Annotated in this window: 24 protein-coding genes, 5 tRNA genes and 1 pseudogene; 12 read left to right on the top strand and 18 right to left on the bottom strand. The window is 35.7% G+C overall.

What is annotated here, in order from left to right:
* Positions 1–114: 114 nt before the first annotated feature.
* Positions 115–786, top strand: a complete 672-nt coding sequence (locus tag EG342_RS12725) for an SIMPL domain-containing protein (protein ID WP_103293603.1) — start codon at positions 115–117, stop codon at positions 784–786.
* A gap of 152 nt (positions 787–938) precedes the next feature.
* Positions 939–2,540 carry a DUF4139 domain-containing protein gene (locus EG342_RS12720; RefSeq protein ID WP_103293504.1) on the top strand — a complete coding sequence of 534 codons (1,602 nt, stop codon included), beginning with the start codon at positions 939–941 and terminating at the stop codon, positions 2,538–2,540.
* Positions 2,541–2,714: 174 nt separating this feature from the next.
* Here the strand turns inward: EG342_RS12720 and EG342_RS12715 are convergent, their stop codons facing one another.
* Positions 2,715–3,920 (bottom strand): NAD(P)/FAD-dependent oxidoreductase, encoded by a 1,206-nt coding sequence (locus EG342_RS12715; RefSeq protein WP_103293505.1) that lies wholly within the window; start codon positions 3,918–3,920, stop codon positions 2,715–2,717.
* A 115-nt stretch (positions 3,921–4,035) separates the two neighbouring features.
* On the opposite strand from EG342_RS12715, the gene EG342_RS25690 reads away from it, so the two are divergent.
* Positions 4,036–4,239 carry a hypothetical protein gene (locus tag EG342_RS25690; RefSeq protein WP_317126815.1) on the top strand — a complete coding sequence of 68 codons (204 nt, stop codon included), beginning with the start codon at positions 4,036–4,038 and terminating at the stop codon, positions 4,237–4,239.
* 32 nt (positions 4,240–4,271) lie between these two features.
* Positions 4,272–4,415, top strand: a pseudogene (locus EG342_RS25685) (SpoIIAA family protein); the annotation flags it as partial.
* Positions 4,416–4,492: 77 nt separating this feature from the next.
* Here the strand turns inward: EG342_RS25685 and EG342_RS12705 are convergent.
* Positions 4,493–5,695, bottom strand: a complete 1,203-nt coding sequence (locus tag EG342_RS12705) for an MFS transporter (protein WP_103293506.1) — start codon at positions 5,693–5,695, stop codon at positions 4,493–4,495.
* A gap of 178 nt (positions 5,696–5,873) precedes the next feature.
* Here EG342_RS12705 and EG342_RS12700 point away from each other — a divergent pair, with 178 nt between their 5' ends.
* Entirely contained in the window at positions 5,874–6,773 is a 900-nt protein-coding gene (locus EG342_RS12700) for an AraC family transcriptional regulator (protein ID WP_103293507.1), read from the top strand.
* Between the two features lie 137 nt (positions 6,774–6,910).
* On the opposite strand, the gene lipA is transcribed toward EG342_RS12700, so the two are convergent.
* The gene (gene lipA, locus EG342_RS12695; RefSeq protein WP_103293508.1) at positions 6,911–7,777 is read right to left on the bottom strand and encodes a lipoyl synthase; all 867 of its coding nucleotides are present in this window, start codon (positions 7,775–7,777) and stop codon (positions 6,911–6,913) included.
* Positions 7,778–7,893: 116 nt separating this feature from the next.
* On the opposite strand from lipA, the gene EG342_RS12690 reads away from it, so the two are divergent.
* On the top strand, positions 7,894–8,526 hold the full coding sequence (locus EG342_RS12690; RefSeq protein ID WP_103293509.1) for a hypothetical protein: 633 nt from the start codon (positions 7,894–7,896) through the stop codon (positions 8,524–8,526).
* Positions 8,527–8,708: 182 nt separating this feature from the next.
* Here the strand turns inward: EG342_RS12690 and EG342_RS12685 are convergent, their stop codons facing one another.
* A complete protein-coding gene (locus tag EG342_RS12685) occupies positions 8,709–9,269 on the bottom strand; it encodes an RNA polymerase sigma factor (protein WP_103293510.1) in 561 nt (186 codons plus the stop codon).
* Positions 9,270–9,455: 186 nt separating this feature from the next.
* Between EG342_RS12685 and tyrS the strand changes: the two genes are divergently transcribed.
* Positions 9,456–10,751, top strand: coding sequence for a tyrosine--tRNA ligase (gene tyrS, locus EG342_RS12680; RefSeq protein WP_103293511.1), 1,296 nt, complete (start codon positions 9,456–9,458; stop codon positions 10,749–10,751).
* 85 nt (positions 10,752–10,836) lie between these two features.
* Here tyrS and EG342_RS12675 read toward each other — a convergent pair whose 3' ends face one another.
* Positions 10,837–11,883 carry a fatty acid desaturase gene (locus EG342_RS12675; protein ID WP_103293512.1) on the bottom strand — a complete coding sequence of 349 codons (1,047 nt, stop codon included), beginning with the start codon at positions 11,881–11,883 and terminating at the stop codon, positions 10,837–10,839.
* Positions 11,884–12,131: 248 nt separating this feature from the next.
* On the opposite strand from EG342_RS12675, the gene EG342_RS12670 reads away from it, so the two are divergent.
* Positions 12,132–14,126 (top strand): sensor histidine kinase, encoded by a 1,995-nt coding sequence (locus tag EG342_RS12670; RefSeq protein WP_103293513.1) that lies wholly within the window; start codon positions 12,132–12,134, stop codon positions 14,124–14,126.
* Positions 14,116–14,754 (top strand): response regulator transcription factor, encoded by a 639-nt coding sequence (locus EG342_RS12665; protein WP_103293514.1) that lies wholly within the window; start codon positions 14,116–14,118, stop codon positions 14,752–14,754. The genes EG342_RS12670 and EG342_RS12665 overlap by 11 nt, the downstream gene beginning before the upstream one ends.
* Positions 14,755–14,802: 48 nt before the next feature.
* Here EG342_RS12665 and EG342_RS12660 read toward each other — a convergent pair whose 3' ends face one another.
* Positions 14,803–15,237 (bottom strand): hypothetical protein, encoded by a 435-nt coding sequence (locus EG342_RS12660; RefSeq protein ID WP_246008613.1) that lies wholly within the window; start codon positions 15,235–15,237, stop codon positions 14,803–14,805.
* A 249-nt stretch (positions 15,238–15,486) separates the two neighbouring features.
* On the opposite strand from EG342_RS12660, the gene EG342_RS12655 reads away from it, so the two are divergent.
* The 3 genes from EG342_RS12655 to EG342_RS12645 all read left to right on the top strand — a co-directional run bounded on the left by EG342_RS12655 (position 15,487) and on the right by EG342_RS12645 (position 18,101).
* A complete protein-coding gene (locus EG342_RS12655) occupies positions 15,487–16,125 on the top strand; it encodes an alpha/beta hydrolase (protein WP_103293516.1) in 639 nt (212 codons plus the stop codon).
* 121 nt (positions 16,126–16,246) lie between these two features.
* Positions 16,247–17,569, top strand: a complete 1,323-nt coding sequence (locus EG342_RS12650) for a PDZ domain-containing protein (RefSeq protein WP_103293517.1) — start codon at positions 16,247–16,249, stop codon at positions 17,567–17,569.
* 4 nt (positions 17,570–17,573) lie between these two features.
* Positions 17,574–18,101, top strand: a complete 528-nt coding sequence (locus EG342_RS12645; protein WP_103293518.1) for a hypothetical protein — start codon at positions 17,574–17,576, stop codon at positions 18,099–18,101.
* On the opposite strand, the gene EG342_RS12640 is transcribed toward EG342_RS12645, so the two are convergent.
* The 12 genes from EG342_RS12640 to EG342_RS12585 form a co-directional block, all read right to left on the bottom strand.
* Entirely contained in the window at positions 18,094–19,137 is a 1,044-nt protein-coding gene (locus EG342_RS12640; protein WP_185126922.1) for a L,D-transpeptidase, read from the bottom strand. The two genes, EG342_RS12645 and EG342_RS12640, sit on opposite strands and share 8 nt — an antisense overlap.
* 113 nt (positions 19,138–19,250) lie before the next feature.
* Positions 19,251–20,006: a response regulator transcription factor gene (locus EG342_RS12635; protein ID WP_103293519.1), complete on the bottom strand. Its 756-nt coding sequence runs from the start codon at positions 20,004–20,006 to the stop codon at positions 19,251–19,253.
* 480 nt (positions 20,007–20,486) lie between these two features.
* On the bottom strand, positions 20,487–20,831 hold the full coding sequence (locus EG342_RS12630; protein ID WP_123868091.1) for a hypothetical protein: 345 nt from the start codon (positions 20,829–20,831) through the stop codon (positions 20,487–20,489).
* A gap of 170 nt (positions 20,832–21,001) precedes the next feature.
* Positions 21,002–21,075, bottom strand: a tRNA-Asp gene (locus EG342_RS12625).
* A 33-nt stretch (positions 21,076–21,108) separates the two neighbouring features.
* A tRNA-Asp gene (locus tag EG342_RS12620) sits at positions 21,109–21,182 on the bottom strand.
* 32 nt (positions 21,183–21,214) lie between these two features.
* Positions 21,215–21,288: transfer RNA gene (locus EG342_RS12615), tRNA-Asp, on the bottom strand.
* A gap of 34 nt (positions 21,289–21,322) precedes the next feature.
* Positions 21,323–21,396: transfer RNA gene (locus EG342_RS12610), tRNA-Asp, on the bottom strand.
* Positions 21,397–21,429: 33 nt separating this feature from the next.
* Positions 21,430–21,503 (bottom strand) — tRNA-Asp (locus tag EG342_RS12605).
* Positions 21,504–21,628: 125 nt separating this feature from the next.
* Positions 21,629–21,946: a thioredoxin gene (trxA, locus tag EG342_RS12600; RefSeq protein ID WP_047380983.1), complete on the bottom strand. Its 318-nt coding sequence runs from the start codon at positions 21,944–21,946 to the stop codon at positions 21,629–21,631.
* 83 nt (positions 21,947–22,029) lie between these two features.
* Positions 22,030–23,205, bottom strand: a complete 1,176-nt coding sequence (locus tag EG342_RS12595; protein WP_103293521.1) for a cysteine desulfurase family protein — start codon at positions 23,203–23,205, stop codon at positions 22,030–22,032.
* 2 nt (positions 23,206–23,207) lie between these two features.
* Positions 23,208–23,675, bottom strand: a complete 468-nt coding sequence (locus tag EG342_RS12590; protein WP_103293522.1) for a hypothetical protein — start codon at positions 23,673–23,675, stop codon at positions 23,208–23,210.
* A 24-nt stretch (positions 23,676–23,699) separates the two neighbouring features.
* Entirely contained in the window at positions 23,700–24,287 is a 588-nt protein-coding gene (locus tag EG342_RS12585; protein ID WP_103293523.1) for an HAD family hydrolase, read from the bottom strand.
* Position 24,288: the final 1 nt, after the last annotated feature.

Raw genomic sequence — 24,288 nt, 5'->3', positions numbered from 1 at the left:
TGCCCATATTTTTGTTCTCACCAAGTGAAAGCTTCATTTCACCAAGTCTCCCCATTTTCAGTTTCAGATGTGACTAATTTTACTTCAGAATTTAAAATTAAAAAACAAGAAATTATGAAATTGAAACATTTTTTATTAGTCGGAGCATTAACTCTGGGAAGCTTTATAAGCGCACAGGAAGTAAAGAAAAATGCAATTGAAGTAACCGGTGTTGCCGAAATGGAAATTGAACCGGACGAAATTATCTTCAGCATCGGAATAAAAGCAGACAACAAAAATGATCTGGCAGACAATGAAAAGAAGCTGTTTGAAATCTTAAAGAATGCCGGAGTGAAAAACGAAGATATCAAGTTCAAATCGATGTACCAGAATGTGTATTCTAAAACAGCAAAATTCACCAAAAGTTTTCAGTTTAAAGCCAGTACAAAAGCTAATATCAGTAAGATTTTTGAAGATCTTAACCAAAAGTGGGTAAGCAATCTGAATATTGCAGAGGTTAAAAACACCAAAATCGCTGATTTCAGAAAAACAGTAAAGATCAACGCCTTAAAAGCTGCAAAAGAAAAAGCAGATTACCTGCTGGAAAGTATGGGTAAAAAGACAGGAAATGCTATTGAAATTGTAGAGATAGAAGACTATACCAGCGACACAATAATGCCTGTTGCATACAAAAGCAGCAGAAGTGTACAGATGGAAATGGCTGATGCTCCTGTAGATTATTCTTTTGATAATATTGAGAATATCAAACTGAAATACAGCATCAAAACACGATACGAAATCCTTTAAAAATAACAGATTGAAGAAAACAGTTCCACTTTTGGGACTGTTTTTTTTGATCTGTGATTTAATCCACCAAGTCAAATCACCGTTTCACCAAGTGTCCTCATTTTCCGCCTTAAATAGGGATAATTTTACTTTATAATTTAAAATAATAGACAATGAAACGTTATCTTTTAATACTCATTACATTTTCAGTAGCTTTTGTAAAGGCACAGGAAATCAAAAAGGAAATTGAGGTAAAACAGGCTACCGTATACCTTCAGGGAGCAAAAGTTTTCGGAAGTACCAGCGTAAGCCTTCAGAAGGGAAAAAATAGCGTAAGGATCGTTAATCTTCCCAACAATCTGGATGAAAATACCTACAAAATTAATCTTGAAAAAAATACAACACTACTTTCTGTCACTCCACAAAATAATTTTTTGAAAACGGATGAATTATCCGATGGTGAAAGGAAACTGGGAGAGGAAAGAAAAAAACTACAGAGACAAGCCGGCCTTTTGGCTATTCAGATTAAGAATCTTGCCGGTGAACAGAATATCATTAATGACAACTTAAAAGTGTCTACCAATGACAAGTCTACTCCGCAGGAACAGCTCATCAAGCTGACGGAATTCTACAGAAAGAGAATGCTGGAAATTGATAATCAGGTTTTTTCACTAAACGAGCAGAAAAACATCCTGGACGAAAGTATTGCAAAACTAGACAAACAATCCGCAGAGGAGCAAACCCATAAAAACACAAATAGAAAGGAACTGCTGCTTGAGATTCTTGCTGATAATGAAACGACCCTGAATCTGGGAGTAAGCTATATCGTTTCCGATGCAGGCTGGGTTCCGTCTTACGATCTGCGTGCCCAATCGGTAAAGAAACCTCTTGAAATGGTCTATAAAGGAAAAATTTATCAGAAAACCGGACAAGACTGGAAGAATGTGAAGTTGTTTGTTTCTACCTACAGACCATCATATAACCAGGATAGGCCCATTTTGTCACCACTTTATGTGGCAGAATATACTGTCTACAGTCCTCAGTTAGAAATTGCCGACTATAAGCTAAAAAAAGAAACGGCAGCAGTGAATGCATACCAAATGAGAGAGGATATAGCCGCAAAACCAAGCCAGATTCCTATTGCCTCCGTTTCAGACAGCCAGATGAATGTAATTTATGAACTGAATTATAATCAAACCATTCTGAGCCAGGAAAAAGAACAGTATGTAATTCTTGATAAAAAGCAAATCGATGCTACTTACAAATACCATACGGTACCGAAGCTTAACAATCAGGTTTTCCTGATGGCTTTTGTTAAAAACTGGCAAACGCTCAACCTTATTACAGGAGAAGCTAATATTTATTTTGACGATAATTATATCGGAAAAACAACTATCACGAGCAATTATGTAAAAGACGAATTTCCGATCTCCCTTGGTGTGGACGAAAGAATCACCGTGAAAAGGATTAAGCTGGAAGACAAAACCTCCCAAAAATCAATGAATTCTAATAAATGGGAAACTGAGTCTTATCAGATAAGTATCAGAAACAACACAAAAGAAAGCATTGAACTTGAAGTTCTGGACCAACTTCCGATCAGCGAAAATTCTAAAATCCAGATAAAAGCCATAGAAACCGGAGGCGGAAACCTGGACGAAAAAACAGGAAGTATCCTTTGGAATAAAAATATCAACTCAGGAGGGTCTGATAAAATCAATTTCTCCTATGAAGTGAAGTATCCAAAAGAGATGCAAATCCGGTATTATAGTAGATAATTTTTAAGATGGCTGCGGTTTTCGCAGCCATCCTTTTTTGTAGCAAACCACAAAGGTCAAAAATTTTTAAACACTTAAGTTATTTTAAGTAGAATCACTAAGCGCAAAAAATACACGTAAGCTTTTGAAAATCCTCTATTTTTTATGAGACGTGATTTATCCCTTTATTCCTCATTATCTTCCAAATTTAAAATATTGAGATAGCTTATGTTTTTTATTTTTCATAAACAGAGAAACCATTTCCATTCCGGTTACTGAAAAAGTAATTCCGTTTCCACCAAAGCCAAGGACAAAATAGGAGTTTTTGAAATTTTTATGTTCTCCGATATAAGGCAATCCGTCTTTGGTTTCTCCGAAAGTTCCTGCCCACACAAAATCCGGATAAAAGTGATAATCCGGTTTTATTTTTTGCAGAGTTTTGAGAATAGCTTTTTCCTTTTTTTCCAATAAGGCATCTCTTTTTCCGGCATCATAGAAATCCTCATCACCACCGCCTATCAGGAGTCTTCCATCATCCGTGGTGCGCATATAGATGTAAGGATCATCGGTGTTCCAAACCAGCGTACTGGTTATATTTTTAAATTTATCATTATCAATTTCAGAAACAACGGCATAAGTACTTTTAAGGTCAACAAAATTTTCTTTGATCAGATTTTTGCTTTCGTAGCCTATGCAATAGATAATTTTTTTGGTTTTGATTGTAGATCCTCCGGTCACTGTAGCCAGGTTAAAGCCTTTATGATATTCTACTTTTACCATTTCGGTTTTATCAAAAATTTCCAGCCCTTTCTTTTCATTATGAATAAATAGCTCATGGGCAAACTGAAAAGCATCAATACTGGCGCCCTGTTTTGAAACAATTCCGCCATGGGTATTTTCAAACCCAAATTTTTCGAACACCTGATCCGCACTCAACCATTCCACCTCGAATCCGGCTTCTTTTCTGGCTTTATATTCTTTTTTCAACCATTCAACATCTTTCTTTTTTGAAGCAAAATACAGCGATTTTTTTCGTTTGAAACCTGCCTTGGATTTTATTTTTTTCGAAAGTTCCTCAAGGGTGTCAATAGCATCACTGCACGCATTATAACTTTCTACAGCTCCTTTTCTGCCTATTTTCTCCGTCAACTCATAAAGTGGAACATCAATTTCGTATTGCAGCATTGAAGTAGTAGCAGAGGTGCTCCCGTTGCACAGTTCACGTTTATCAATAAGAATTGTCTTGTAGCCGTCTTCTATCATTTGATGTGCAATAAGGCTTCCGGTAATGCCGCCGCCGATAATTAAAACATCACATTCTTTGTCTGATTTCAGAGAAGGATATGATGCGATTAATCCGTTCTTTAAAAGCCAGAAAGGTTCATTTGATTTAAGATTCATATTAATATTTTACACTAAAAATAGTGATATTTATGAATATTTTAACTACCACTTATTGAATTATTGGTGTAATTATTGTTGACACCTAACTCCAAACCACCATAAAATATTCACTATGATAACAATTATTCCAGAAGCTCCTGAGAACGTAGCAGCATTTAATGCGACAGGAGAAGTGACGAAAGAAGATTTTGAAAAATTGGTAATTCCGCGTGTCAAAGAGAAAATAGATCAATTTGGCGAGTTGAATTACTTATTGTATTTGGATACCGATCTGGATAAGTTTACCATGGGGCATGGCTTGAAGATGCATTATTAGGATTAAAAAACCTTACAAAATGGAATCGTACCGCAATTGTAACGGACAAGGAAGGGGTACAAAATTTCACGGATATCTTCAGCGTTGTCATGCCGGGAGAGTTTAAATCTTTCCCAAAAGAAAACTTATACAATGCGCTCTACTGGTGTAAAAATGGCGATGAAGTAGAGGCGTAAAATTTATTTTATACTAAAAAAGCTGGTTCTCATTTGAGCCAGCTTTTTTTATGTTTATCAGTCCCGATCAGACCTCGTTATTTATCACACGAAATGCATTCTGTAGCAACCTCATCTTCATTTGAAGTTCCGGACCTATATAAATACATATACCTTATACTGATGATCAGTCCAATAAATGTCATCCCTACTCCTATCAATGACGGATAATTGAAAGGCAATCCATATTCTAAAGGAATTCCTCCAAGGAAAGCACCCATAGCATTGGCGATATTAAAACCAGCCTGCATAAATGCTGCCGCCATCATTTCGCTTTTTGGAGCCGCCTTCATCATCATAATATTGATTGGTGACGCAATAGACATCGACAAAGCACCACACATAAATGTCAGAACAAAGGCAATATTCTGATGCTCAGAAAGGAAAAATACTCCTGTCAGCGAGATCATCATCAGAAAGATCAAAAGTGCACATGTTTTCTCCGGTCCTAATTTATCTGAAACTAAACCTCCTACCAGATTTCCAACCACCATACCGGCACCGGCAAGCACCATTACATAGGCCATCTGGTCACTTTGTACTCCGGAAATACCAGTCATTAAAGGGGTTATATAGCTAAGCCAGGTAAAAAGGCCTCCAAATCCAATAGCTGTAATCGCTAATACCAGCCAGGATTGTTTATTTTTAAGGAATTTCAGTTCTTCTAAAAAGTGTGTATTCTGGTTGGCCTCCATATTGGGAAGCCATAATTTTAAAAATAATAAGGCAACAACACCTATTACTGCAACAATGGCAAAATAGAATCTCCAATGATAAGTATGCCCAATATAAGTGACTAACGGTACCATCGCCAGATTGGCGACTGTAAGCCCTGTAAACATCATGGATATATAAAATGCTTCTTTCCCTTTCCCGGCCATTTTGGAAGCAACCACAGTTCCTACTCCAAAGAACGCTCCGTGAGGGAGACCAGACATAAATCGGATAATCAACATCGACGTATAATCCGGTGCTACTGCAGAAAGGCCGTTAAATAAAGTAAAAAGAACCATAAAGGCCATTAATACTTTTTTCGGTGGAAATTTTACCGAATACCCAATAAGAAGAGGCGCTCCGATAACAACTCCCATCGCATAAGCAGAAATCAAATGTCCAGCCTGCGGAATAGAGATCTGTAATGTCTTAGCAATATCGGGCAACAACCCCATAACGGTAAACTCCGTAGTTCCTATTCCCAAACCACCGATTGCCAGTGGAATGATCCTTTTATCAATCTTCATGTATGCTCTTTTTTCTTAATGAATTGTTATAAAATAAAAAATGATGTAGCCATCACTATTTGAAAGTGCAAAATTCGGCAGAAAGATTGGATTTCACTTCTTTTAAAATGATAAAAATTTGCTCCATATTAACCTTTTTGTTTAATTTTAACTTCACAAACTATCAAATCAGGACAAAATGAAAATCCAGAAAGAAACTATCGAGTTTGAAAAAGGAAAATCTTTCAAACTATTTTCGCCTTCTCTTAAAAACTGCTTCTTCTGGCATTATCATCCTGAAATAGAGCTTGTTTATGTAGAAGCTGTGAACGGAATACGGCATGTAGGCAAAGACATTTCGGGGTTTACGGACAGCGATTTACTGTTGATCGGCTCGAATGTTCCCCATCTTAATTTTGATTATGGCATCCAAACTGAATGTAAACAGCTTGTATTGCAAATGCGGGAAAATTTTCTTCAGGATATTATTCTGCCGGTTCCTGAATTTGAAAATATCAGAACGCTTCTGGAAAGATCTTATCTTGGACTTTCATTTTTTGGAGAAACAAAAAGGATTATTATTGAAAAGCTACAGATCATTAAAAATAAAGGCTCCTTTGAATCGTTAATGGGACTGATTGATATTCTTCAGATTCTGGCAGACTCCAATGAAGTAAAAGAACTCAACAAAGAAGATACAAGGATCAAATGGTTTTTAAATGATAAAATCAGGATGGGCACGATTTACGACTACATCCATGAAAATTATGATAAAAAGCCTAATGTGAATGAGATTGCGACAATTGTAAGTCTGAGTACTCCTGCTTTTTGCCGCTATTTTAAAAAGCAAACCAATATGACATTCACAGATTTTGTAAACAATTATCGGATTAATCAGGCTAAAATATTCCTGTTGAAGGATTATTCAGTGACAGAAGTTTGTTTTCAGGTAGGTTTTGAAAGTCTTTCCTATTTCAATAAATTATTCAAGCAACATACGGGAGAAACTCCGTCTGAGTTTAAGAAAAAACATTTTAAAGCGATTGAAATCAATGGAAGGATTGGTACCATTAGCAGGGATTCTTCTTGTAATAAATAATGATCATTTAATAATAGGTTTTGGCTAAAGCCAGATGATTTTTGATATTTGTTTAAGTGGGCTAAAGCCCACTCCTATTGATATTACCCGAGATCAACCATAAAAAAAACCGCTCATTTCTGAGCGGTCTGTATTTTTTAATGAATATGTTTTTCTGCGTGGTAAGAACTTCTTACAAGAGGAGAACTTTCAACGTGTCTGAAACCTAAACTTCTTGCAAAATCTCCAAACTCATCAAACTCTTCAGGAGTAATGAATTTCTTTACAGGAAGATGTTTTTTAGTCGGCTGCAGGTACTGTCCAAGTGTAATCACATCTACATTAGCATTTCTGATGTCTTCGATCGTTTGGAAAACCTCATCTCTGGTTTCACCTAAACCAAGCATTACCCCAGTTTTGGTTCTTCTTTGTCCGGCCTCCTTTAAATATCTTAAAACTTCAAGGCTTCTTTCATACTTCGCCTGAATTCTTACTTCTCTGGTTAAACGTTTTACGGTTTCCATATTATGAGAGATCACTTCAGGAGCCACATCTACCAATCTGTCGAGATGTTTTGTAAGCCCTTGGAAATCCGGAATCAGGGTTTCCATGGTAGTTCCCGGAGAAATTCTTCTTACAGCATTTACGGTTTCGCCCCAAAGAATAGATCCCATATCTTTCAGATCATCACGATCTACTGACGTAAGAACGGCATGTTTAATCTTCATCAACTTGATGGAACGGGCAACTTTTTCAGGCTCATCCCAGTTAACATCCAGAGGTTTTCCTGTTTTCACTCCACAAAATCCGCAGCTTCTGGTACAGATATTTCCCAAAATCATGAAGGTAGCTGTACCTTCACCCCAACATTCTCCCATGTTCGGGCAGCTTCCACTTTGGCAAATTGTGTTTAATTTATATTTATCAACCAAAGTTCTAAGTTCCCGGTAGTTCTTTCCAGTAGGAAGTTTTACACGGATCCACTTTGGCTTTTGAACGGTAGTGTCTTGAACTGAATTTTCCATTTCTAAAATTGAAGTTCAAAGTTAAGGATTTTTTAATGGAAACCATCTACCAGAAAGATTGATGGAACAGATAATTCAAAATATCGTTGTACATTTGGCTTCACAAAATATTTTCCATGAAAAAAGTACTTTTCTTTCTATCCGTTACCGGAAGCACTTTCTGCTTTGCTCAAAAAGAATTTCAACCTGCAGGATCCACCGTGATTGAAACCGTTGACGGCGATTTAGATGGTGATAAAATCCCCGAAAAAGTTATTATTTACAATACAAAAGATGAAAGTGAATCCGGCAATATCCGTGAGATTCAGATTTTGAAAAAAGTGAATGGTAAATGGACTGTTCTTGAAAAATCACGAAATGCCATTCTTGAAAGCAATGCCGGTGGTATGATGGGAGATCCTTATCAGAATACGGAAATTCAAAAAGGTATTTTAATGATTACTGAAGCCGGAGGCAGCAGCTGGAAATGGGGACATACAGACAAATATCGTTTCCAGAACGGGCATTTTGAATTAATAGGATATTTTTCGGAATATGGAAAACCTGAAGAATACTCACAGGAGGTAGATTTCAACCTGTCTACCGGACTGCTTAATTTCAAAAAAGATGTTGAGAATACCAAAGAATACGGCCCATCTAATCATGAAACCTATATCAAAAAAGGATTAAAAATTAATCTTCAAAACAGACGTGAGAAAGATCGCATAGAAATTATACTGCCTAAAACAAAGGAAAAGGTCTATATGTAAGCAATATTGCGTGTCTTCGGAATTTTTTTTGAAAAAAATGCTAAGACGCAAGAAAATATTCTGTTGTGCGTTTTAAGGTGAGAGGATTTTATCAGAGAAAAATTTCATACTGCATATTCTACCTCAATGCTTAGAACTTGCTGATTATGGTATTGACCTTCATTATTGGACGCTTTGATCATTTAATTGTCATCAAACTCATTGTTCTTCAGTAATTCGGCCAATACTTTTTTGGCTCGCATTACTCTTACCTTTGTGTTGGCAACGGATATTCCTAATTCTTCAGCAATTTCTTTGATGCTTTTTTCTTCAAAAAATCTAAGTTTGATAATATCCTGATAGTTGGCATCCAGAGATTCTATGGTTTTAATGATTTTCTTTTGCTCTTCATCAGAAATCATCAGTTCTTCGGGAGATTTGGCGTATTGGTTTTTGACCTCATCAAGATTTTCAACAGCATCTTCATTTTCACGATTTTTCTTTCTCCAGAAATCAATAACTGTATTTTGAGCAATGGTAAGAATCCAGGTTTTAAACTGAAAATGGGGATCAAACATATCCAGCTTCGACAATACTTTAGAAAAAACATTCACGGTAATTTCATCGGCATCGTTTTCATCTTTAACTTTCTTCATCACAAATGAAAAAACATCCACCCAAAAAACATTGATGAGTTTAGTCTGGGCCTTCTGGTCTTTGTCCTTGGCCTTATGGATGAGCTGGAATAGCTGTTCGTCGTTCATTAATAACAAATATAAAGCATTTGTGGTAAAAGGGCAAATTAACAGATAAGGCAAAAGGCCGAAATTACAGAAGAAATAAACAGCTCAATCCGCAAATTTGCCAATTTACTTTTTAGCGGATATCCACTTTTTCTCTTCCTTCTGAATTTACTATCTTTGCACGGTAAAATTTTAAAGTAAAAATCAATGAATTCCTTTATAGAAGAACTGAAATGGCGTGGTCTTTTTGCCGATATGATGCCCGGAACCGATGAACAACTGAATAAAGAGGTAACTACTGCATATATTGGTTTTGATCCAACTGCCGATTCTTTACATATCGGAAGTCTCATCCAGATAAAAATATTAGCTCACTTCCAGCAACATGGTCACAAGCCGATTGCTTTGGTAGGAGGTGCTACGGGAATGATTGGAGATCCATCCGGAAAATCAGCTGAAAGAAATCTTTTGGATGAAGAAACGCTTTTACATTATGTTGATTGTTTAAAAAACCAGCTTTCGAAATTTTTAAATTTTAACGGTGATGAGCCTAATAAAGCTGAATTGGTCAACAATTATGACTGGATGAAAAATATTTCTTTCCTCGATTTTGCTAAAAATGTCGGGAAGAATATTACGGTAAACTATATGATGGCTAAAGATTCTGTAAAGAAAAGATTTTCTGGAGAATCGGGAGCCGATGGAATGAGTTTTACTGAGTTTACTTACCAGCTGATCCAGGGATATGATTTCCTTCATTTATACCAGAATAATAACGTTAAACTTCAGATGGGGGGTTCTGACCAGTGGGGAAATATCACGACAGGGACAGAATTAATCCGTAGAAAAGCTCAGGGAGAAGCCTTTGCATTAACAGTTCCTTTGATTACCAAGGCTGATGGTTCCAAATTTGGAAAATCTGAAAGTGGTGAAAATTACTGGTTGGATAAAAAGAAAACATCTCCTTATAAATTCTACCAATTCTGGTTAAATGCAACAGATGAAGATGCTGAAAGATTTATCAAATTCTATACTTTCTTAGGTAAGGAAGAAATTGAAGCTTTAATTGAAGAACACAAAACAGCCGCTCACGAAAGAAAACTTCAAAAGAAACTGGCTGAAGAAGTAACCGTTTGGGTTCACGGAAGAGAAGAATATGAAAAGGCACTGAAAGCTTCTGAAATCCTTTTCGGACGCTCTACAGCTGAGGATCTTGTAAGCCTTGACGAAGAAACGTTCCTTGAAGTTTTTGACGGAGTTCCACAAAAGGAGGTGGCAAAAGCTGATGTATTGGGAATCAATATTGTTGATCTTCTTTCTGAAAAATCAGGATTTCTAAAGTCTAAAAGTGAAGCACAGAGAGAAATCAAAGGAAATTCAATTTCGGTAAACAAGCAAAAAGTAAATGATACTTTTACAGCTAACGAAACGGATCTTATTGACGGCAAATTCTTATTGCTTCAGAAAGGGAAGAAAAGTTACTTTATTGTAAAAGTGATTTAATTTTTTAAATACGATATAAAAACGGCGCTGAGACTAGTCTCAGCGCCGTTTTTCATTATAAATAATGATCTCAGAACAATCCTTGTTATTTTGAATATTCTCTAAAGCGGTTTGCCCTTCTAAAAGTTCCCAAATCGTTGAATCGCACCCCATATTTTCTTAATACTTCATGTGCTTTTCTACGTCCGATATGACGCACATAAAATGTCTCATTTACTACAAAATGGTGGATGCTATGCGTCCAGCCGAAAAAGAAGCAAAATACCTGCATGGGGAAAGTCCACCAAACGGTAAGAACTTGTGTTTGCTCCATGACATTACCTTCTTCAACATCCCCAAAATAATGCATATTGGACGTTATAAAATGCAAGCAGAATTGTCGCAGCAAATTTGGCAGAAGAATCGTATAAATAACCACATGCAGACTATTTAATATATTCCGGATTTCATATGGAAAACTCAGATCACTCCCAAAACGTGTATTTATCCAATTTAACAGTTGATCTGCAAAAAATAAATATAATATCACATGGGCAAAAATGGTTACAGGAATTATGCTTAAAAAGGTGATCCGTTTTAACGTAGATGAGGTTTCTTCTTTGAGATTTCCGTTTTTCACCTCCTGATCCATATCTTTAAACATTTGTCGCAGCCTTAACAACCCACCCAAAACAACATCAGGAGTCGTCAACAGACGTTTAACAGACCACTTCTCACCATTCGTTACACTACGTTCCTCCACGTCATGAAGTGTTCCTGAAAACTTATGATGATGGTAATGCAACTTGCGTCTTATCCATGGGTTGACCGTTAACGGTCGCAAAATCCAAACGCTCAATAACATACCGTGGTGCACCCATTTTTGCCTTTTAAAATAAAGCCAATGAATAAGGTCATGCTCGATCTCATGAAGAATTCCCATAAAAAAAGCATTCAGAACAATCATAAGCCATGTGGGAACAAAAGACTTATACCATCCAATGGACACGGCAATAATTGACACAACGGTTATAAAAAAAATTGTGAATCCAATATAATCCTGATTTTTTAATATAGGATAGGTTTCTTTAAGCTCGTGATAGGATTGATTAATTTCCTTTCTGATGTGACTCGATTTTTCTTGATGTTTCACTATTTGGTGATTTTATTAACAAATGTAACAATTTTAATAAAATACATTCATATATATGTTGATTATTAAAATAACAGAACCAAATTATTCATATTATTTTCATATATCATATGTATATAATTCTTTTTTGTTCACTCTGTAAACATTTGTTTATACTTAATTTTAGGTATTTTCCGTGAGTGAATTTTTAGCTATATTCAATCATTTAATTTAAAAAACTAAACTATAGAAACCGAAAACTACAATTAATGAAACGATTGTTGTGCATTATATATATTTTAATTCATTTTTCACTGTCAGCACAGGGATTGCTTCCTCTCGATGAAAAAAAATATATAGACAGTTTAGAGCTTTCCATTCAGAAAAACACAAACATTACTTCCAAGGTAACGTCTTATTTTCTGTTGTCCGGCTATTACAAAAATAGGGATACTGCTCTGAGTAAAAAGTACCTGGAAAACGGAAGAAAAACAGGAGCGAAAGATCATTTTATAGCTGGAATCTACAATTACTTTAAAGGACAATATTATCAGGATTTAGATAAAGAAATAGCCATAAAATCATTTCAACAGGCTATAAAAGTATTGTCTACAGTAAAAAATGAAAAAGCCGATTTATATATATCTTTAAGCTGGTACAACTATGGGATTTTACAAAAAAATAAAGAAGGCTATCCTTATCTCATCAAAACCATGCTGGAAAAAAGTATTCCTACTGCCGCAAAATATGGAGAAAGCAAGACTTTAGGTTTTCTATATACTCAGCTGGCTTTGATGCTTACCTTCAATTCGGAATTCAGTAAAGCAGAATATTATAATGAAAAAGCCATCCGGATTCTTGAGAGAAAAGCACCCTACTCTACTGAATTATTTTATGCTTATCTGAATACTAATAGTAATTATTGTTATCAGGCAAAATACAATTTAGGAAAGCAATTTTTAGACAAGGCTGAAAATATGATACACTCCTACCCTAATTCTTCTTATAATACTTTTTATTATTACAACAGAACATTATACTCTATTGGACAACAAGATTATCAACAGGCGTTTGACGTAATAGAGAAGGGATTATTCTACGCTAATAAATATAACCAGAAGCTTCAGATGCAGCTGTTCTATTTTCACAAATACGAAATTTTAAAAAAATTAAAAAGGTATACTGAAGCCAAAGCCCTTTTAGAAGAGATCCTGGCAGACAATACTCTTTCCCGGGATCTCAATAACAAAAGAACAATTTACAGACACCTTGCCGGTATTAATGAAATCAAGGGAAACCTCGGTGAGGCCTTGATTTGGGAAAAGAGATATTCTACATTAAATGATAGCTTAAATGCTGAAAATGTAAAACTGGAGATCAATAAACTGGAAGCAAAATTTAATACTTCAGAGAAAGAAAAAAGAATTGCATTCCTCAGTGCTGAAAAGAATCAAAAACAAATGGAGGTTAACAAAAAGAACTCTTATTTGTGGCTATTAAGCCTGATTTTATTATTATTTTCAAGTCTTTTAATTTTCTTATTCATCCTTTACAGAAACAACAAAAAATTGTCTGAACAGAAAGAAATTAATCTTCAACAAAAAATAAAAGATATCAGGCAAAAAGAAGAGCTGGCACATACAAAAGCGATTCTGGAAGCAGAAGAAAAGGAAAGAGAACGCATTGCAAAGGATTTACATGATGGTCTTGGTGGAATGTTGGCAGGGGTTAAAATTAATTTATCCACTTGGTCATCTGGTCATTTGGATCGAGAACAGGATCAAGATTTTTATAAAATTTTGAATCAACTGGATGATTCTGTAGCAGAACTCAGACATGTGGCTAGAAATCTAATGCCCGAATCCCTTCTCAATTTTGGATTAGAAACGGCATTGAGTGATTTGTGCGAGTTCTACGCCCGGAAGGATCTTGATATTTATTTTCAACCTCTCAACATTGAAAAAAAGCTTCCGGTTAGTATTCAGCTCAATATTTACAGGATTGTACAGGAATTGCTGGCCAATGCCATCAAACATGCTGAAGCAAGCAATATTCTTTTGCAGTGCTCTCAATCAGGAGAAAATTTTCTGATCACGATTGAAGATAATGGAAAAGGCTTTAATAAAGGTATTGAAACGACCACGAAAAGTATGGGCCTTAGAAATCTGAATAACAGGGTAAATTATCTGAGAGGAAAAATGGAAATAAACTCTGATAACCAAGGAACAACGATTAATATAGAACTCAACATACATGAAGAATGAAAAAATAAATATTGTCATCGTAGATGATCATCCTATTGTCATCGAAGGGGTAAGAATGATGTTGAAGAACCAGCCTTTCTTCAATATTATGGAAACTTTTACATCCGGCTCAGAAATCATGAATTTTATAAGTGGGAATACAGTTGATATTATTCTTTTGGATATTACCCTACCTGATGCTAACGGCGCAGAGCTTTGCCGGGAAATTAAAAAAAGTTCACCAGAGACGTCTGTCATTATGTTTAGCAACCGTTCTGAAAGAAGTATCATTATGCAATCTCTACAAAACGGAGCCAGTGGTTATCTCCTTAAAAATACGTCCATAGATGAACTGGTTGTATGTATAAAAGGTGCGGTGTCAGGAAATATCGTTTTCTGTAACGAGACCAGGAAGATCATCAACCGTCCTTACCAAAATGATTTACCTATTCCGAGATTAACAAAAAGGGAAAAACAAATTCTGCAAATGGTGGCAAAGGGAAAAACGAGTAATATGATTGCTGAAGAGCTATTTTTAAGCCCACTTACCATAGATACTCACCGTAAAAATCTGCTTCAAAAATTTCAGGCAAAAAACTCCACCGAACTTATTAATATTGCTATACAACACCATATGATTAACGAATAAAAAAACCGCTGTAAAAAGCGGTTTTAATTATTTATAGTAAAGTATAATTTACGGTTCTAAAAAGCTATAATCGATAGAAGCTACTAATACTCCTTTTCCCTTTTTCTTAGCTGTTTTTACAACTTCGCCATCAATATAAAGATTGATCGTTAATTCCGAATCCGGATCCGGCATTGTTGCATTAGCATCCAGGTTAAGTTGTGCCTGGCTGGAGTTTACAAAGAATTCTCCGCTCGACCAAGGTGAAGTTAAAGGTGTTGTAGGGGTATTATACATGGTAGATTGAGCAGTACCTACTTGTGTTACCACACTTATAATCTCTCCTCCGGCACTTGTTTTTACCTCGAATTGAACAAGATGATCCTTAAATCCATCGTCATCATCATCTTTTTTACAGGAATTGACAACGGTAATTACAGAAAATAATAAAACGAATAAAAAAGAAAGTCTTAGTAAACTTTTTGAATTGTAAAATTGCTTCATTTCTCCAAATAGATTTTTTAATGTTTCAAATATAGGTTTTTTATTAATATAAAAATAACTTTTATGAAAAATTTCCAATAAAGATTTACAAACAATATCAAATCTGCAAAACAGAAAAACACTCTCTAAAATCCAATAATACAGTTCAATTACTCAATCATTACATTTACAACAGATAATTATCTAAGTTGTTTATCTTTATAATAAAAGTCAAGTTCTATAATATAATTTATTAATTATATTTGCTGTATGAATTTAGATTATTTAGTAAGGGAGCCGGAAAATATTACACCGGATACTCCTATCCTTTTTATGCTTCACGGCTATGGCAGCAATGAGCAGGATCTTTTCAGTTTTAGAGAAACACTACCCAGTGATTGGATTATCATAAGCTTCAGAGCTCCCAGAAATACTCAATTTGATGGATATTCATGGTATGACATAAACTTCAATGATCCTGAACAGTTCATTGATGTACCACAAGCCAAAGAATCATTAAATGCAGTCTTGGAAAGCATTTTAAAAATAATAAATCACTACGGCCTTACCGAAAGCAGAGCGCATCTGTGTGGCTTTAGCCAGGGAGGTGTATTGAGTTATGCCTTGGCTTTAAAATATCCTGATCTTTTTAATCTTGTTGCCTGTCTTAGTGCCTATCCAGAGGATAAAATCCTTGATGGTATTGTAAAGGACAAAAAGAAACTTGAAAGATTACGCTTTTTTGTTTCTCATGGTACAGACGATGCTGTGATCCCTCTTGAATGGGGCAGAAAAGCAGCTGACCTTCTTTACGATCTTAGCTGCTATTTCACTTTCAGAGAATATATGAGTGGTCATGGAGTGAATCAGAAAAATTATATGGATTTAATGGAGTTTTTCTCAAAATAACCAGTATCTCATTTTAAAATAAATTCAACGAATCAAACTACTTCATTGTAGTTTATACAAACATTCCTGCATTTGGAATGTTTTTTTATTAGGATAAAGATAATTTCAGTAAATTCAGTAAATGAAACTAAAGGTTATTTTACTGGGATTATTTTTCAGCATTTTCATCAATGCACAGAATTCTTTTGCATTAATCAATACAAAAAAGGCTGTTATCCCTTTTAAGTTTATTAATAACCTCATTTTTATTCCCATCAATGTCAATGGTGCAGAACTTACCTTCTTACTGGATACAGGAGTTGCTGAAACGATTCTTTTTAGTCTGGATAATAAAGAACTTAAATTGGGAAATGTTGAAAAAGTTAAATTTTCCGGCCTTGGAGGTAATGTAAGTATTGACGGTCTAAAATCGGATCGAAATATAGGACGCATCGGGGACGCTGTAATTAATACTTCCATGTCTCTTTACATGATTCTGGACGAAGATTTTAATATTTCATCTCACATAGGAATTCCGGTAAACGGAGTTATTGGCTATCACTTTTTTAAAGATCATCCCGTTCTTATAGATTATACAGCCAAGAAAATAACCATCTTTGAAGATCTTGGCGTTTTCAAAAGAAAACTCAGAAAATTTGACGAGTTCCCTATCACTATTGAAAGAGAAAAACCTTACCTTCATGCTGGTGTAGAAATGACTAATGAGAAAAAAGATTCAAAATTACTGATCGATCTCGGGAACAGCGATGCTATATGGCTCTTTCCTGCTCTCATTAAAGACTTTGTATACAATAGACCCAATATTGATGATTTTCTGGGACGGGGATTTAACGGGGACATTTATGGCAAAAGAAGCCGAATTCATAACTTTTATCTTGGAGATTTTAAATTTGAAAAACCGCTTACTGCTATGCCTGACGAATTTTCTATTCAGCATGTCAATTTGGTAGAAAACAGAAAAGGTTCTATTGGTGGAGAAATCATACGAAGGTTTACTGCTATCTTTGATTATCCAAACAAAAAGTTATATTTAAGAAAAAATAGAAACTTTAATGATCCTTTCCATTTTAATATGAGCGGACTGGATTTCAAACAGGATGGTCTGGAGTGGGCACAAGACAAAATAAAACTCGAGACAGAATTAACAACAGGAGCAGTAAGCCGGGGATACAAGGAAGACACTTTTCAATATAAATTTTCTTTAAAACCCATTTTTTCCATTGCCGGTGTTAGAAAAGATTCTCCCGCAGATAAGGTCGGCTTTAAAAGAGACGATAGAGTCATTAGCATCAATGGAAGCAAAACAGCAGATATGACATTAGAGAAAATTATGGAGCTCATGAAGTCATATGAAGGACGAAGTATTACCATGGTCGTTCAGAGAAAGGAGGAAACATTAACCATACAATTTACTCTCGAAGACCCAATTCCATATCAAGAATAAAAAGATGAAAACTGAAGAAACCACTTTAGATAGAATAAGAACGCGACCAAGATTTAAAATGTTTACACATCTTACCAAGGAAGAGTACGCAGAAAATCTTAAAAAATATCTGGCAGAACATAAAGAAGAATTCTCCGGTAATATCAATAAAGAAGTGGCTACCATCTCTGTAGAAACAAAATATGACAATTACTGGAAGCCTCGTCTTGCATTAAGAGTAGAAATTGAGGATGATCACACGGTAATTCGCGGAGTATTTGGTCCCAGTTCTGCAGTCTGGACTTTTTTTATGTTTCTCTATTTTTCCTTTTCAATTTTTTGGATGGTTTTCTTCACCATGTATTATGTAGAAAAACAAATAAAAAGCGCCGAATACCCTTGGGCATTGAGCGCTTCTTTTGTTATGTTATTTTTTATTCTTCTTACTTATCTTGCCGCACAATTCGGGCAACACAAAGGAAAAGATGAAATGCTAAAACTTAGAAAGTTTGCTGAAGAGTCTACTTTACAGTTTGAAAAGAAAATTATTTAGACAATGTGTCTCCAACTCTTTCATTTTGAACAGGAGGAGCCATTGCTCTTGCTGTTTTAATAGAATCGGCAACTTTTTCTCTGTTAGCCTGTTCTTTCAACATTTTAGGAACATCCGGTTCTAATAACTTAGTAAGTTCTTCTACTGAAATATTGTTTGCATTCGGATCATCTAAAAGCTTTTTCCAGGGTCTTCTTCCGCCCCAGTTATAATCTCCAAAGACCATAACAGCGGTACCTCTTGCTTTTGTCGTCGCTCCACCGGGACTCAGAATCCATGTGTCAGCGTAAGAATATAGCCATTGTGCATCTTTTCTCAACAATCTCAGACAAGAATGCGATGCAGGATATCCTGGCAGTGTATACTCATGCCATCCGATTCCGCCAATATTGTGAATATTAAAATTATACGGAAGTTTCCACTCGGTGCTAACCGTAGAAATCGACAATTTCTTTTTCCAGTTGGCAAAAGTAAGCCCTCTCGTTGTCTGAGCTGCTTTTTTCCCCATACTTGTCGGACCCCATTTTACAAGGCTACCGTTAGAGTACACAGCATAAGCTTGTATAGGATATGAGAAGATAACAAACTTTTTCACCCCACTTAATACATCCAACTGCATCGGGAATGGTGAATATGCCATCAATGTTGTATCTATTTTTGCAGGAACTACCAACGTATCGGCGTTCCATTTACTTTTAGAATCCAGCCTGTTTAAAGCCAGAATAGCAGTACGTTCTTCAACATTATACTTTTTGCTGAATTCCGAATATACGGAGTCTCTCATTTTTTTATCTTTCGGTAGAACGAAAGCATTATAGAAACCATTCTCCTGCATTACCGGTGGGGCAGATTCCTTTTTCACCACAGGCACAGAATCTTTCTTTACAGAGTCTTTTTCTGCTTCCGGGATATTGGATGCAGAAACAGTATCTTTAAAAGTGTCGCTTATTTTTTCTATCTCCTTTTTACAGGAAACAAGAGATATTGCACCTAAGCAAGCATATAAAAATGTTTTTTTCACAGATATGTTCTTCATAAAATAAAAGAGGTCATTTAGTTTGGCTACCCAGTACAAATATCAGACCTAAATTTGAATCACAAAAGGCATTGTGAAAAATACCGTAAAAAAACGGTAATAAAGTGTATAATTTAAATCAACTTATTTGTTTTAGCATACGAAAGTGCCTCTGCAATATTGTTGACTCCAATTTTATCAAAAAGCTTTTTCCTGTGGAATTTCACGGTATCAGCGGTAATAAAAAGTTTCGTAGCAATTTCATTGATTGTCAAGCCACTGGCATAAAGGCTCAGTATCTCATATTCTCTTGAAGAAAGCTTTACTTTCTCACTTTTCTGCCAACTATTTTCTGTCAGATCATATTTCCAGATATCGGCAGATCCTTCTTTGCTGACTACAACATTGCCTGAAGAGCTGTTATTGGAAAGTGAAACAACACACAATGCCTTCCAAACCTGCCCTTCCTCCGTAAGAAACATAGGAGTAAGTTTATGATTGATAAGAACCATATTCTTCCCGTTGATAAGATTAAAATCATAAGAAATAGAATACATTTTTCTATCATGTACAGGAATTGTTTCATAAAATTCAAATCCTGCCTCATTAATTTTAATCAGCATTTCTACATCTGCAGTCTTTACATTTTGAAAATAAAAATCATACCCTAATGCTTTAACCTCTTCAGAAGTCTTCCCACATAGAAAAAGAGGATTGTCTGAAACATACTCAAACCCTCTGGTTTGATAGTTGATAACGTACAAACTCTGATAAGTAGTTCGTGCAAGTGCTTTTACAGCCTCCAGATAATCCCCGGATTGACTGTAATCGATAGCAGCATCGCCACTTACCTCATTTTTATCATTAAAAAACTTGTCGATTTGTTCCATATGCTTCTAATATTTGCCCATAGACTACCCAAAAGTGTAGTTATTGCTTCAACAACACAAATCTACACAAAAGTGTAGTATTTTTCAAATTCCGGACATTTACTTTTGCAAAGAAGTTTGCATGATTGTACCCTTTAAAGAGATGTTGACAAAATCTTAATCTAAAAATAAAGTTTAAGAGATATTTTGAACAGCCTCTCTACGCAATATCTACAACGTAATCAACTAACCATGATATAAAGAAGCTCACAAATGATTCGGTCAGGGCTAAAGTAATTTTGCCAATGAAGTTTTTATCGTAAATAACTTTTTTCAGACAGAATATTTAATAACAACGACCGAATTAAAGTAGCTTTAAAGATCAGCACTCAACAGCAGTTGCTATTCTGCTCAAAAGAATCAAAACTGATCATCATATTGCTGATCTTTGTCTATTACTGTCCCATCGGCAGTAATTTTTTTTGAAAATACAAAAAAGTATTATTTAAGCAAAAAATTAAAACGGTAATAATAAAATATCCACAAAGCAAACCACGGTAGATTCATGATCATAAAGACCAAACTTCCTTGAATATCAATTGTGCCGTCTGTAACCTTAAAAAAGGAAGAAAACAGGGCAATAACAGGTAACAAAAACCAACACAGCCCTACTGCTATTCTGTTTTGAAATTGTTTTAAAAGAGATAAAATACTACTCAATGAAATTAAGCTGAGAAATAATATCCAAAAAACCACAAATACATAGGCTAAGCCACTCATATCACAATTTCGGGGAGTTTCTCTCACTTCTTTAGTAAGATTTAAAAAAATGATCAGAAAAACCATAGAAATGATTGTAGAGAACAACCAGGTTTTAAGTATGGCAAGCAGGATAAATTTTCTTTTCAACATCTATTTGGTGTTTACTTACTAAAATAACAATAATCCATGAAGTATACAAAATACCCACTCTCATGGAAAACAAAAAAAGTCTTCTGAAAACAGAAGACTTTTTGCGATCCGGACGGGACTCGAACCCGCGACCTCCGCCGTGACAGGGCGGCATTCTAACCAGCTGAACTACCGGATCAATTTTTTTTAAAAGTAATTGATAAAACTTTTGCGATCCGGACGGGACTCGAACCCGCGACCTCCGCCGTGACAGGGCGGCATTCTAACCAGCTGAACTACCGGATCAATTTTTTAAAAAGAAATTGAGAAAACTTCTGCGATCCGGACGGGACTCGAACCCGCGACCTCCGCCGTGACAGGGCGGCATTCTAACCAGCTGAACTACCGGATCAATTTTTTTTAAAAAGAAATTGAGAAAACTTCTGCGATCCGGACGGGACTCGAACCCGCGACCTCCGCCGTGACAGGGCGGCATTCTAACCAGCTGAACTACCGGATCTCAATTTTTTAAAAGTAATTGATAAACTTTATGCGATCCGGACGGGACTCGAACCCGCGACCTCCGCCGTGACAGGGCGGCATTCTAACCAGCTGAACTACCGGATCATTTTTTTAAAGAACGTCGTTTCTTTTTCGTGGTTGCAAAATTACATCTTTTTTTGTTATCTGCAAATTATTTTAGAAAAAATGCCTCCCAATACTGGAAGGCATTCATTATCAAACTTATTTTTTTACAAGTGAGCGCTTAATTTTTCAGCGATTACCTCTTTTGGAGCTACACCTACTAATTTATCTACTACTTCTCCGTTCTTAAAAATAAGAACTGTAGGAATATTTCTGATACCATACTGCATAGAAATTTCCTGGTTGTTGTCTACATCTACTTTTCCTACTATTGCTTTTCCTTCAAAATCTGAAGCTACTTCTTCGATGATTGGTCCCAATGTTCTACACGGTCCGCACCATACTGCCCAGAAGTCTACCAATACTGGTTTGTCTGATTTTAATACTGTATCCTGGAATGAGCTGTCTGTAATTTCTAAAGCCATTTTTGTTTCTTTTATTTTAATTAATATTATATTCTCGTTTAATCTTTTTGAGTATTCAAAATTACGATTTTTACATCATAAGCCTATCTATGCTCAACATTAGTTTTTTCTATAGCAAAATCCTTTGAAATTTCTTTCAACACATCCACCAACGAATCAATCTCTGATTTTGTCGTCATATGGCTGAAAGAGATACGTAATGGCGTACAATGATCCATTTCATCTTCAGAAAGAACCATCATCATCACCATCGAAGGTTTAGAAGCTCCCGAAGAGCACGCGCTTCCCTGAGAAATAGCAATTCCTTTCATATCCAGCTGAAGTCCGATTAACGGATTTTTATAAGGTAATAAAGCACTTAATACCGTATAAAGACTATTTTCCTTCTCAGCACTACGTCCGTTGAATTTTATTCCTTCAATTTCAGCAGAAAGTCTTTCGATAGCATAGTCTTTAATCTCCTGCATATGGTTCGTATATTCTTCCATATGATTCAGAGAAAGCTCTAATGCCTTTCCAAGTCCTACAATTCCGGCAACATTTTCCGTACCTGCTCTTAAGCTTCTTTCCTGTGGTCCTCCGGTAATAATTCCTTTTAACCCTGTTGCTTTTCTGATGAAAGCAAAACCGGAACCTTTAGGCCCATGAAACTTATGAGCACTGCAAGAAGCAAAATCCACCGGAATATCAGAAAGATCAAGGTTCATATGAGCCATGGTCTGTACGGTATCCGAATGGAAAAGCGCTTTGTATTGCTTGCATAATTCGGCTACCTTTTTAATATTGATAATATTTCCGATTTCGTTATTGGCATGCATTAAGCTTACCAATGTTTTTTTATCTGAAGCTTTTAATAATTCTTCTAATTTATCAAGTTCAATATCTCCTTTTTCATTGGGACGGATGTAGTTTACTTCTACGCCCTTTCTGCTTTTCATATCCAAAATACTTTCGGAAACACATTTATGTTCCAAAGGAGAACTGATGATCCTTTCTACCCCAAGATGTTCTACAGAGGATTTAATGATCATATTGTTTGATTCTGTTCCACAGGAAGTGAAAATGATCTCAGCAGGAGTTACATGAAGATAGTCTGCAACCTGTCTTCTTACATTTTCAATAAGGATTTTTGCTTCCTGGCCAAAACTATGGGTTGAAGACGGATTTCCGAAATTCATCTTCATCGTGCCCACCATTGCATCTATAACTTCATCTGCAAGCGGAGTGGTTGCGGCATTATCTAAATATATTTTATCCATTATTATTTTGAATATTTTAATTGTACGGAGGTAAATTGGTAATCAGCAGGAACGGCAAACATAAACCGGGGATTAGAAATCACCTGAATTTCCATTCCACCGGAGGGTGGTCCGGCCGGAACTTCTACATACAGGACATTGTCTTTTACGGATACACTCTTGATCTGTGAAATACTATGACTTCCTGATCTGAAACTGCCCAAATTGTATAAAACTACTTTCTTGTCTTTAGGAAATTTCGGATAATTGGATGCAGGATCTTTTCCTTCTTCTATAAGCTGAAAGCCACTATTGGCAACAGCAAGATATTCTTTTTCGTCTTTAATGATTCTAAAGCCGCTTTCCTCTGTTCCTCCCTGCCCCTGAGACACAAGAAGTTCTGCATTTTTCTGCATAACCGATGGTTTTTGAGATGATGTACTTGCACAACTCATTAGAATTGCTGCACATACTGTTAACAGGCTTTTCATTTTCTACAATTTTATCACCCAAAATTAGTGAAAAAATTGGTAATGTCCTTCATTTGCCCATTTCAACATTGGCCGATCGCCTGAAGTATCGCCAAATGCAATAATTTTATCGTACTTAGAATCGTTGATTTCTTCTTTTATTCTTACCAGTTTTTCTTTCCCGTTACAATTTTTACCCACGAAGTTTCCCGTGAAAACACCGTTCTTAAACTCTGCCCGTGTAGAAACGAGGTGCATTTTTAATTCTTCGGCAAAGGGCTTAACCCAGATATCGAGTGAAGCAGTAACTAATAAGCTTTGTGTATTATTCCTATCGATATTTTTTATAAAGTCTAATGCATTCTCCCTGACAATTTTAGGATAATGATGTTCAAAAAACTGTTTAGACTTCAATTCAATTTTCTCCTGAGTCTGTCCTTTCAGAATCGACCCGATGAAACTTTTTTTCACTTTTTCAGTTTCAGCCAGCTTCAGTTTTAATAAGATAAAGAGGGGAACATGTTTCAAAAATTGTATCCGATATCTTGTAGAATCGTAAAACTTGAGATACATAAACATTGTATCCTTATACGTTAAGGTTCCGTCAAAATCAAAACAATACAATTTTTTCATT

It is taken from the genome of Chryseobacterium lactis (assembly GCF_003815875.1).
GTDB classification, from domain to species: domain Bacteria; phylum Bacteroidota; class Bacteroidia; order Flavobacteriales; family Weeksellaceae; genus Chryseobacterium; species Chryseobacterium lactis.
The sequence above is the reverse complement of the archived record's forward strand: the minus strand, read 5'-3'. Positions and strand labels throughout refer to the sequence as shown.

What these genes read in the sequence shown, in the direction of transcription:
- EG342_RS12725 (WP_103293603.1), top strand. Translation starts at nt 115, where the DNA reads ATGAAATTGAAACATTTTTTATTAGTCGGAGCATTAACTCTGGGAAGC.
- EG342_RS12720 (WP_103293504.1), top strand. Translation starts at nt 939, where the DNA reads ATGAAACGTTATCTTTTAATACTCATTACATTTTCAGTAGCTTTTGTA.
- EG342_RS12715 (WP_103293505.1), bottom strand. Translation starts at nt 3,920, where the DNA reads ATGAATCTTAAATCAAATGAACCTTTCTGGCTTTTAAAGAACGGATTA.
- EG342_RS25690 (WP_317126815.1), top strand. Translation starts at nt 4,036, where the DNA reads ATGATAACAATTATTCCAGAAGCTCCTGAGAACGTAGCAGCATTTAAT.
- EG342_RS12705 (WP_103293506.1), bottom strand. Translation starts at nt 5,695, where the DNA reads ATGAAGATTGATAAAAGGATCATTCCACTGGCAATCGGTGGTTTGGGA.
- EG342_RS12700 (WP_103293507.1), top strand. Translation starts at nt 5,874, where the DNA reads ATGAAAATCCAGAAAGAAACTATCGAGTTTGAAAAAGGAAAATCTTTC.
- lipA (WP_103293508.1), bottom strand. Translation starts at nt 7,777, where the DNA reads ATGGAAAATTCAGTTCAAGACACTACCGTTCAAAAGCCAAAGTGGATC.
- EG342_RS12690 (WP_103293509.1), top strand. Translation starts at nt 7,894, where the DNA reads ATGAAAAAAGTACTTTTCTTTCTATCCGTTACCGGAAGCACTTTCTGC.
- EG342_RS12685 (WP_103293510.1), bottom strand. Translation starts at nt 9,269, where the DNA reads ATGAACGACGAACAGCTATTCCAGCTCATCCATAAGGCCAAGGACAAA.
- tyrS (WP_103293511.1), top strand. Translation starts at nt 9,456, where the DNA reads ATGAATTCCTTTATAGAAGAACTGAAATGGCGTGGTCTTTTTGCCGAT.
- EG342_RS12670 (WP_103293513.1), top strand. Translation starts at nt 12,132, where the DNA reads ATGAAACGATTGTTGTGCATTATATATATTTTAATTCATTTTTCACTG.
- EG342_RS12665 (WP_103293514.1), top strand. Translation starts at nt 14,116, where the DNA reads ATGAAGAATGAAAAAATAAATATTGTCATCGTAGATGATCATCCTATT.
- EG342_RS12660 (WP_246008613.1), bottom strand. Translation starts at nt 15,237, where the DNA reads ATGAAGCAATTTTACAATTCAAAAAGTTTACTAAGACTTTCTTTTTTA.
- EG342_RS12655 (WP_103293516.1), top strand. Translation starts at nt 15,487, where the DNA reads ATGAATTTAGATTATTTAGTAAGGGAGCCGGAAAATATTACACCGGAT.
- EG342_RS12650 (WP_103293517.1), top strand. Translation starts at nt 16,247, where the DNA reads ATGAAACTAAAGGTTATTTTACTGGGATTATTTTTCAGCATTTTCATC.
- EG342_RS12645 (WP_103293518.1), top strand. Translation starts at nt 17,574, where the DNA reads ATGAAAACTGAAGAAACCACTTTAGATAGAATAAGAACGCGACCAAGA.
- EG342_RS12640 (WP_185126922.1), bottom strand. Translation starts at nt 19,137, where the DNA reads ATGAAGAACATATCTGTGAAAAAAACATTTTTATATGCTTGCTTAGGT.
- EG342_RS12635 (WP_103293519.1), bottom strand. Translation starts at nt 20,006, where the DNA reads ATGGAACAAATCGACAAGTTTTTTAATGATAAAAATGAGGTAAGTGGC.
- EG342_RS12630 (WP_123868091.1), bottom strand. Translation starts at nt 20,831, where the DNA reads ATGGTTTTTCTGATCATTTTTTTAAATCTTACTAAAGAAGTGAGAGAA.
- trxA (WP_047380983.1), bottom strand. Translation starts at nt 21,946, where the DNA reads ATGGCTTTAGAAATTACAGACAGCTCATTCCAGGATACAGTATTAAAA.
- EG342_RS12595 (WP_103293521.1), bottom strand. Translation starts at nt 23,205, where the DNA reads ATGGATAAAATATATTTAGATAATGCCGCAACCACTCCGCTTGCAGAT.
- EG342_RS12590 (WP_103293522.1), bottom strand. Translation starts at nt 23,675, where the DNA reads ATGAAAAGCCTGTTAACAGTATGTGCAGCAATTCTAATGAGTTGTGCA.
- EG342_RS12585 (WP_103293523.1), bottom strand. Translation starts at nt 24,287, where the DNA reads ATGAAAAAATTGTATTGTTTTGATTTTGACGGAACCTTAACGTATAAG.